Consider the following 7,219-nt stretch of genomic DNA (forward strand, 5'->3'; position numbering starts at 1 on the left):
AGGAGGGTCGGGGTTCGGGGCGGAGCCCCGAGGTCTTCTAGGACCTGGTGCTCCATAAGCATGGCCGGCCGGCCCGGCAGACTGGTTGCTGCTCTGGATCATCCCGTGGTGGCGAGGTCTTCGCACCGTGCGCGTTCTGCTCGCCGTCGCCGCGACCGTCGTTCTTGTACTCCTGCCGGTGCGGATGTTCGATTGGTCCATCCCGTAAATCTGACAATCTGCGTCGGGTTCCGGAGGAACTGCTGGTACCTCTCGTGCCGCTCGAAACGCGCCAGCGTAGCGGCGAACACCGCCGCCGCCGAGCCGAGCCCCGGCCTCTTGTGGACCAGATGCGGACCGCACGTCCCTGGGACGACGGGTTACCCGTCATTCCGGATCATCAACCCAACCCATGCTGGGATCCTCTTCGTCGTGCGACGTTGCGATCACCTGGTCCCATGCGTTGACGATGGCTGCGGCCTGCCGCTCGCTTCGGGCCAAGCCGCTGAGCAGGACGTTGTTCTGATAGTCGAGGATCTCGAAGCGCCATCGATCGAGTTCCGGCCGGCGTTCCAGCGTTGCCCAGAAGTGGCCGGAGAGATCGCTGGGGAACACCTCATCTGGCACGTACCACGCCTCCCCCTCAAGCCCATCTCTGTCGAAGATCCCCGTCGGAGGCGTCGGATCCCGGTGCTTGGCGCGGTCTGCAATCGGCCGGGGCGCCGACCGCGCTCGGCCTGCTGGCGGCGGGTCGGGCTGCTGCGGACTCAGTGCGGACTGAGGGCGTCGGTCCGGACCTCGACGCGGTCCGTCCGGGTCGTCGGCAGCACGACTGACCTGGGAAACCGCTGGTGGGGCGGGCGGGACTCGAACCCGCGACCGAGGGATTATGAGTCCCCTGCTCTAACCGGCTGAGCTACCGCCCCGACACCGCGCGGATCTTATCCCGCTCGGTGGATCACGGGCCAGCACCGGTGTGGCCCCGCCTCATCCCCGCCGCCGTCGCCACAGCAGCACGATGGGCAACGCGAGGATAACAGTGAGCAGCCAGCCCGCCACGACGACGCCCCAGAGCCATTCCTCGCCCGGCTCGGTGCCGGCGGCGACCATGACGTACGTCAGCAGCAGGCTCACCGCGCCCGCCAACAGGACGGCCACGCCGCTGACCACGATCGCCGCGATCTCCCACCAGGGGCGGTCGGCGGGCGTTGCGGCCGGCTTTTCGGCGGCCGACGGCTGCGGGATGGAGTCCGGTGTGCGGGCCGGCATGGCGATGTGCCGGTCGGCGGGCACCTGGGCGTCGATGACCGGAAGCGCCGCCGGGTGCAGGTTGAACATCGTCGGCTCGACGTGCAGCACGATGGCGTCCGAGCCGATCAGTTGCCGCGCCCCGTCGGGCCAGGCGAGCATCGCGGAGCAGTCGGCGTACCGGACGGTCAGCGGCCCGTCGGTGCCCAGGTAGGTCACCCCGTCCACGCCGATGCGGAGCGCGCCGGCACCCTGCTTCGCCGCGTACGTGGTGCCGTCGACCGTGTCGCTGGAGTGGGTGGGCGCCGCGACGAAGCCGGCCCAGTCGGCGCGGAGCCCGCCCGGCACCATGAGCAGCGCGGACGACGTCACCTCACCGGCCACCTGGCGCAGGTCGGCGAGGCTGACGGCCTTCAGCTCGGCCCGGTGCTCGTCGATGCTGAGGTTCGGCTCGCCGGTCAACACGTTGAGGGCGTACCCCGGCAGTCGCGCGGCGTCGATCTCGGCGGTGCCGAGCACGTCCTCCCGCTTGGCGATGGTCGCGTCCAGGTCGGCCTGCTCGATCCGCCCGACCCGCAGCTTCGCGAGCACGTCGACGAAGCCGCCGAGCACGGCGTCCTGCTTCTCCGCCAGCGCGTCGGCGAGCGCCCGCAGCGTGGCGTACCCGTCGCCGCGCGGCTCGTACCCCGTCGTGGTGGTGTAGGAGAGCCCGGACTCCTGGCGCAGCGACCGGTACAGCTCCCGCTCCAGCACGCCGGAGAAGACGGCCGCAGCGGTGCTGCGCCGCACCACCGAGTCGAGCACCACGGCGCGGGCGCCGTTGACGAAGTACGCCGGGGTCTGCGGCAGCGCCGACGAGACCGCCGGCACCGGCTGACGGACGCCGCTGGGCAGCGCGAGGCGTAGCCCGGCGGGCACCCGGTCGCCGGCGATCCAGAGCACCGCGTTCTCCCGGGTGAACGAGCGGGCCGCCCACTCGCGCAGGTGGTCCGCGGTGAGCGCGCCCAGGCCCCACTCCGGGTAGCTGCTCAGACCGAAGTCCCGCGCGCCGTGTCGCCACAGCGGGATGTCGTCGATCGCGGCGGCGCCCCGGCTGCTCCACTCGGTGCGCAGGATGTCCTTCTCCACGTCCAGCCGCGCCACCGGCAGGTCGGACAGGTGCCCGCAGACGGCGGTCATGAACGCCGCGATGTCCGCCTCGGAGCCCTGGGTGTGGAACATGGTGAACGCCGGGGCGGTCACGCCGTTGACGTGGTAGTCGGCCAGGCCGAGCGGTGCGAGCGCGAGGTGCTCGATGAGGTGGGTGATGCCGGCGCGGCTGAGCGTCTCGTCGGCGGTGCCGACCCGGAAGGTCAGTCCGGCGCGCATCGGCCCGCCGGTGGGGGCGAGCAGCGTGGGCACCCCGTCCACGTCCAGGTGCTGGATCATGACTGGCCACCCTTCGCGTACGCCTTCGCGCGGTACTTCGTGAAGCCCTCGGCGTCGTCGACGTAGGCCCAGGGGTATTCGGTGCCCAGGTTGCCCAGGGCGGTGAACTGGCTGGCGGCGGCGGGCCACTGCTCGGTGAGGCTGAACATCAGCGCGAACGTCGAGCGGATCCAGACCCAGCCCGGCCGGTCGACGAAGTCCGCGTGCAGCACGGATCGCTGCCCGGCCTGCATCACCTCGTCCACGACGGGCGTGCTGCGCACGTACGCGGTGCGCTCCCGGTCGGTGTCGAAGTCCAGCCAGCGTTCCAGGTGCGCCTCGGCGACCAGCACGGCGTTGGGCGCCCCGGCGGGAGCGGCCTGCGCGCACTCGCGGGCGAAGGCGAAGGCCCGGTCCCAGTCGCCGCTCCACTTCGGGCAGAGCTGCTGGAGCAGGGCCGCCTGTGCGGGGGCGTGGTGGGGGTGGTGCTGGGCGAGTCGGTCGTAGCGGCGGCGTGCCTCGTTCTGGCCCAGTTGCAGACCCCGGGCGATGATGATCCGTTCAGTCCAGGCGGCCGCGTCGTCGGGGTACCGGGCGGTGACGTCGATGAGCACCCGCTCGGCGCGACGCAGGTGTTCATGGAACTGTTCGAACTGCGACCGGCTGACGTGTCGGGCCCGGTAGGAGCTGCGGATCCGCCAGCCGTCGCAGATGAGGTGAGTGCCGTGCAGGGTGCCCGCCAGCCTGTCGGTGGGGTCGTCGTCGTACACGCGGTGCAGGAACGCCGCGGACCCGGCGTGGTCGCCGGCCTCCCTGACGAGCAGTGTGTGAAAGGCGGGGTCCCGGTCGGTGAACACGGCCCGGACGGCGGGCCAGTCGGCGGCGTCGAGCGCCTTGCGCAGGTCGTTGACCTCGGGGTACGCGGCAGCGGCATCGAAGGTGGGCGCCGAGAGGGGGGCGGGCATGGCGGCGATCATAGGTGATCAACTACGGCTGCGGGGCCCTCGTTCGAGGCGGGCTCAGCCGGCGCGCAACTCCTTCAGCACCGCCCCGGCGGCACGCCAGCCGCTGGCGAGAGCGCCCTGGATCGATGGACTGTCGCGGTGGTCACCGGCCACGAACAGCCCTTCCCCCACCGACACGGGCTTGCGCAGCCGCCCCTGCGGCGGCGGCGCGGCGGGCAGCGCGTCCGGGACGACCACTGTGGTGAGGTGGGTCCAGTCGGCGGTGGATCGACCGTACAGCCGGGTCAACTCGGCCCGGATGGTCGACTCGGGCGGGGCCGTCGGACCCACCACCGACGTGGCCACGAGGTGCCGTCCGGCGGGCGCGTACGTGCTGGCGGCGTTGCTGAGCACCACCGTGTTCGCGACGATCTCCCGCCGGTCACCGTCGACGAGCAGGATCGGCTCGGCGAGCGGCGGCTCGGGCGCGCTGTGGTAGTACGTGGTGTAGCTGTGCATGCGTACCGTCGCCAGGGCCGGCAGCAGCGCGGCCGCGGCGGGCGGGTCGACGGCGACCACGACGGCCCGGCAGCGGATGTCGCCGGCCTGGGTGCGGACCCGGCCGGGCGCGACCTGCGCGACCGGGGTGTCCCGGTCGAGCAGGTCGGCGGGGAGCGGGTCGGCGATGGCCCGGGGCAGCGCGGCCATCCCCTCGGCGGGCAGACCGATCCGGCCCCGGGCGAACGAGCGCAGCACCATCGCGAGCACGTGGCTGGAGGTGGCCAGCTCCCGGTCGATGAACACGCCGGACAGGAACGGCCGCAGCAGCTCCTCGATGATCGCGTCGGAGAGACCGGCGCGGCGCAGCGCCGTCTCGGCGCTGGTCTCCGGCGCGGAGAGCAGCCGGGACACCGGCAGCGTGGCGCAGCCGGTGGCGAGCGCGGCGAAGCGCAGCCGGTCGAGCAGCGAGCCCACGCCGGCCAGCGCGGTACGCGGCCCGCCGGCCGGTTCGCGCAGCGGGTTGACCAGCCGTAGCAGGTCGTCGCCCCGGCGCACCAGCACCCCGGACGTGAAGTAGCCGAGGTTGAGCCGGTCGGTGTCGAGCAGCGTGCCGAGCCGCGGGTAGGCCGTGTTGAGCACCTGGAAACCGCGGTCGATCAGGTAGCCGTCGACGACGTCGGTGGCGACCCGGCCGCCGAGCCGGCCGCCGGCCTCCAGCAGCCGCCAGGGCACGCCGGCGCGGTGCAGCCGGCGGGCGGCGGCGACGCCGGCCAGGCCCCCGCCGACGACGACCACGTCGGTCTCAGCCAGCATCGCGCGCCTCCCGCTCGCCGTTCGCCCGGGACAAGCGGCCCGGCCACCAGATCTTCGGCCCGATGTCGTACGCGAGCGCGGGCACCAGCAGCGACCGGACGATGATCGTGTCGATCAGTACCCCGATCGCGACGGCGGTACCCAGCTCGACGAGCACCACCAGCGGCAGGACGGCCAGGGCGGAGAAGGTCGCGGCGAGCACGATGCCGGCGGAGGTGATCACCCCGCCGGTGACGGCGAGGCCGGCGAGCACACCGGCGCGGGTGCCCCGCTTGACCGACTCCTCGCGGACCCGGCTCATCAGGAAGATGTTGTAGTCGATCCCGAGGGCGACCAGGAAGACGAACGCGAACAGCGGGAACGACGAGTCCACGCCGGGGAAGTCGAAGACGTGGCGGAACAGCAGCGCGCAGAGACCGAGGGTCGCCGCGAAGCTGAGCAGCACCGTGCCGATGAGCAGCACCGGAGCGAGGAGGGCCCGCAGCAGCAGGGCCAGGATGACCGCGATGACCACCAGCACCACCGGGATGATGACGTTCTGGTCGCGCTTCGCGGCGTCCGAGGTGTCCACGTTGATCGCGGTGAAGCCGCCCACCACGGCGTCCGCGCCGGGCACCTGGTGTACGGCCACCCGCAGGTCGCGGATGGTCTGCTCGGCGCCGTCGCTGTCGGGCGGGTCGGCGAGCGTCGCCTCCAACTGCACCCGCCCGTCGACGACCTTCGGGGCGGCGTTCTCCTCGGGCGGGCCGGTCTGCGGGCCGCTGGAGAGCGGACGGACGTCGGCGACGCCGCGTACGCCCTGGGCCACCTGCGCCACCTGCCGTGCGCTCTGCTCGGTGGTGAAGATGGTTGCCGGGCTGCCGGTGCCGGCCGGGTAGTGCCGGGCGATCACGTCCTGGCCGTCCACCGAGTCGGTGCGCTGGGTGAACAGGTCGGACTGACCGAGGGTGGTGGCGCCGAGCTGGGTCAGGCCGAGCGTGAGGAGAGCCAGGACGACGGCGGTGCTCAGCCAGATCGGTCGGGCGTGCCGGGCCACGAAACCGGCGATGCGACTCCAGATGCCGTGCTCGGCCCGCGGGTCGGCCTGGTCGGCTCGGGGACGTCGGGGCCAGAACGCCCACCGGCCGCCCAGCACCAGCAACGCCGGCAGGAAGGTGAGCATCACCAGCAGGGTGGCGGCGATGCCGATGGCGGCGACCGGGCCGAGCGCCCGGTTCGAGTTGAGGCTGGACAGCAGCAGGCAGAGCAGGCTGACGATGACCGTGCCGCCGGACGCGATGATGGCCGGAGCGGCGCCCCTCCACGCGGTGCGCATCGCGTCCCACGGGCGGTCGTGCCGGTGCAGCTCCTCGCGGTAGCGGGCGATCATCAGCAGCGCGTAGTCGGTGCCGGCGCCGAAGACCAGCACGGTGAGGATGCCCTGTGCCTGGCCGTTGAGCTTGACGATGTCGGCGTCGGCGAGCAGGTAGACGAAGACCGAGGCCAGCGCGTACGACATTCCGGCGGCCAGCAGCGGAAAGATCCACAGGACCGGGCTGCGGTAGACGATCAGCAGGATGATCAGCACCACCACGAGCGTGACGAGCAGCAGTGGCCCGTCGATGGCGGAGAAGACCTCGATCAGGTCGGCGAGCAGGCCGGCCGGGCCGGCGACGTCCACGGTGAGCCCGTCCCGGTCGCCGCCGGCGATGTCGCGCAACTGTTCGACGACCGAGCCGATCTCCTCGCCCTCGGCGTCGTCCACCGGCACGACGACCTGGAGTGCCTGGCCGTCCTCGCTGGGAATCGGCGGGGGCAGCGGGTTGACCACGCCGGGCACCTGGGCGAAGCGGGCAGCGTCGGCGCTCACCCGCTGCCGGTCCGCGTCGGTGATCCCCGCGGACCGCTCGTAGACGACAAGCGCCGGCACGGTCTGCCGGTCGACGAAGCCGCCGGCGAGGTCCTGGGCGCGGGTCGCCTCGGCGTCGGTGGGCAGGAAGGCGGCGTTGTCGTTGGTGGCGACCTCGCTGAGACGCCCGGCGTACGGGCCGGCCACACCGCCGATCACCAGCCAGGCCAGCACGACCGCCACCGCGACCAGTGTGGCCCGGCCGAAGCCGCCTCGTCCGGACATTGCGCTCACCCCACGAATCGACGCATCAATCGACGCAGCTGGAGTCTAGGTCGACATCGCCCATCCTGCCGGGCACGCGAGCCGCAAGCGGCCCAAACCTCCCATTCCGCCCCGCGCCCCGCGCCTCGCGCCTCGCGCCTCGCGCCTCGCGCCTCGCGCCTCGCGCCTCGCGCCTCGCGCCTCGCGCCTCGCGCCTCGCGCCTCGCGCCTCGCG

At 72.6% G+C, this 7,219-nt stretch carries 5 protein-coding genes and 1 tRNA gene; all 6 read right to left on the minus strand.

Going from position 1 to position 7,219, the window contains the following annotated elements; translation table 11 throughout:
* Nucleotides 1–366: 366 nt before the first annotated feature.
* Complete coding sequence (locus AB0J68_RS22850) at nucleotides 367–606, minus strand: hypothetical protein (RefSeq protein WP_363940420.1); 240 nt, start codon at nucleotides 604–606, stop codon at nucleotides 367–369.
* A gap of 222 nt (nucleotides 607–828) precedes the next feature.
* A tRNA-Ile gene (locus tag AB0J68_RS22855) sits at nucleotides 829–905 on the minus strand.
* Nucleotides 906–966: 61 nt separating this feature from the next.
* The gene (locus AB0J68_RS22860) at nucleotides 967–2,655 is read right to left on the minus strand and encodes an insulinase family protein (RefSeq protein ID WP_363940421.1); all 1,689 of its coding nucleotides are present in this window, start codon (nucleotides 2,653–2,655) and stop codon (nucleotides 967–969) included.
* Entirely contained in the window at nucleotides 2,652–3,599 is a 948-nt protein-coding gene (locus AB0J68_RS22865) for a hypothetical protein (protein ID WP_363940422.1), read from the minus strand. Before AB0J68_RS22865 ends, AB0J68_RS22860 begins: the two co-directional genes overlap by 4 nt.
* A 54-nt stretch (nucleotides 3,600–3,653) precedes the next feature.
* Nucleotides 3,654–4,892 (minus strand): FAD-dependent oxidoreductase, encoded by a 1,239-nt coding sequence (locus AB0J68_RS22870; RefSeq protein ID WP_363940423.1) that lies wholly within the window; start codon nucleotides 4,890–4,892, stop codon nucleotides 3,654–3,656.
* Entirely contained in the window at nucleotides 4,882–7,005 is a 2,124-nt protein-coding gene (locus AB0J68_RS22875) for an MMPL family transporter (RefSeq protein WP_363940424.1), read from the minus strand. Before AB0J68_RS22875 ends, AB0J68_RS22870 begins: the two co-directional genes overlap by 11 nt.
* Nucleotides 7,006–7,219: the final 214 nt, after the last annotated feature.

Source organism: Micromonospora sp. NPDC049580 (assembly GCF_040675595.1).
Classification (GTDB): domain Bacteria; phylum Actinomycetota; class Actinomycetes; order Mycobacteriales; family Micromonosporaceae; genus Micromonospora.

Coding starts and splice junctions, on each gene's coding strand:
- AB0J68_RS22875 (WP_363940424.1), bottom strand. CDS start 7,005: ATGTCCGGACGAGGCGGCTTCGGCCGGGCCACACTGGTCGCGGTGGCG.
- AB0J68_RS22865 (WP_363940422.1), bottom strand. CDS start 3,599: ATGCCCGCCCCCCTCTCGGCGCCCACCTTCGATGCCGCTGCCGCGTAC.
- AB0J68_RS22870 (WP_363940423.1), bottom strand. CDS start 4,892: ATGCTGGCTGAGACCGACGTGGTCGTCGTCGGCGGGGGCCTGGCCGGC.
- AB0J68_RS22860 (WP_363940421.1), bottom strand. CDS start 2,655: ATGATCCAGCACCTGGACGTGGACGGGGTGCCCACGCTGCTCGCCCCC.